The sequence below is a fragment of the Halanaerobium sp. genome (genome assembly GCF_003070835.1).
The window spans coordinates 1-1,939 of the sequence record NZ_QBLR01000461.1; the positions used below are offsets into that span (position 1 = coordinate 1).

Below are 1,939 nucleotides of genomic sequence, written 5' to 3' on the forward strand. Positions count from 1 at the left end.
CACCAGAATCTACAGCCATTTTTAACATATCTTCAGCAATCTTATAGTTTTTATACATTGTATCACTAACATCAGCTAAACCTGCATAGTAATCTTCAATTGCAGCTTTAACCTCTGCCTTAATTTTATAATCTGTAACTCCACCAAGTTGATGTGCTTCAGTTTCAACTATTTCTTCATAACCTTCAACTCTTGAAATCCCTAAATTCCAGCCAAATCTAACTGATTTAGCCTCAAAACCAGCAAAGTTTAATAAAGCAACTGTCTGATTGGCAGTCTGAGCGGTGTAGCAGTAAACATAAATTGTTTTATCACCAGGCAGCTTTTCTAAAGCAGCTGGAATAGCTTCTGGTCCCCAGGGTAAATTAACTGCACCTTTAACATGACCTTCATTATAAACATCAGGCTGTCTTATATCTAAGATAAAGAGATCTTCTCCAGCCTTAACTTTTTCTACAAAAGCTTCTTCCCCAATCATGCCGTTGTCTTCTGGAAGATTCTCAAAATAACCATTAACTGCATCTTCTACTGCATCAGATACTGCAAATGCTGATGTTGAAACTACCAGCAGAGCCATAACAACTAGTGCCATTGATAATAAAATTCTTCTTTTTTTCATTCTTATTCCTCCTAATTTTTTTAATAAATAATAACTCTAACTAAATTGTGAAAACACAATACATTAAAATATATTTCACAAAGCTTCTTAAATAAAAGTTCTCAACTTACTGTTAAGAACTTTTATTGGACACATTTAATTAAAAATAATTTTACTAAGATCCATCCTGAGCACTTGGTTTAGCAGGTGCACCGGTAGGCACTGCCTTAGGTGTTGAACTATCTGATGACCATTCAATCCAGGCACCATCATAAAGTTTTAGACCTCTATAACCGGCATTATGTAAGGCTATAAAGCTCTGAGCAGCTCTAATTGAAGTCTGACAGTACATAATAACTTCTTCGTCTGGTGTTATATCATTATCGGGATAATATCTCTGAATATAACTTGGTGGATAAAATTCTCCGTTATCCTTAATATTATTTACATAATTAATATGAATAGCTCCGGGAATAATACCCTTACTAACTTCTTCTGCAGTTCTTACATCTAAAATTTCAAGATTCTCACTGGGATTATTAACCTCAGCCAGCACTTCTTCTTTAGCAGCAATTAGTTCTTCATTCTTTTCTGCTGCTTTGTATTCTACAGCTTCAACCTCGTATTCTCCGGATCCAAAATTAGCTCCAGCTTCTTCCAGAGCATGCAAACCTCCGCTGATTACCTTCATCTTGGCTGTATCATGACCGTAGACCAGCATTGTCCACCACAAGCGGGCTGCATCCATATTATTATTGTTGTCATAAATCAGAACTTTTGACTGATTAGAGATGCCGTTTTCTCCTAATGAAGACTCCACTTTAGAAGCATCTGCCAGCATATTGGGATAAGGTCCAAAAGTTGTAATATCATTTCTGGCAATATTTACTGCACCTTCAAGGTGTTTATCTTCAAAATCACCGGATTGCTGTGCATCAACTACAACTACATCTTCTTCCTCAATCATTTTAAGGGCTTCATCTGCTGTAATTATATCCTGCCCCACTTCACCAGGAACAGAAATATCTGCTTCACAGCCTGTGAGAATAATCGCAAAAGTTAATAAAAGTAACAATAACTTTGCTGTTTTTTTCATATTTCCACCTCCAAATTTATATTGTTAAAATTAGAACAATCTCTATTAATATTATAAAACATATTGACCGTTTATGGTTATAACATTTGCTAATAGTATATTCAATTATCAAATGAGGACTGCTTTTCTGCTCTCTAAAATAGTTAATAACTGCTGCTGATTCATTCAAAAGTTTTAAAAGAAATAAATAGATATGATATAATGAGCATGAGCTGGAATAAAAATAATATTAAGGAGCATCTTTG

At 34.7% G+C, this 1,939-nt stretch carries 2 protein-coding genes; both read right to left on the reverse strand.

Features of this window, described 5'->3' with window-relative positions; all coding sequences use genetic code 11:
• Nucleotides 1-619: rhodanese-like domain-containing protein (locus CI949_RS20440; RefSeq protein WP_290769874.1), on the reverse strand; the 619-nt coding region annotated here is incomplete at its 3' end.
• A 154-nt stretch (nt 620-773) separates the two neighbouring features.
• Nucleotides 774-1,694 carry a sulfurtransferase gene (locus tag CI949_RS20445; protein WP_290769875.1) on the reverse strand — a complete coding sequence of 307 codons (921 nt, stop codon included), beginning with the start codon at nt 1,692-1,694 and terminating at the stop codon, nt 774-776.
• Nucleotides 1,695-1,939: the final 245 nt, after the last annotated feature.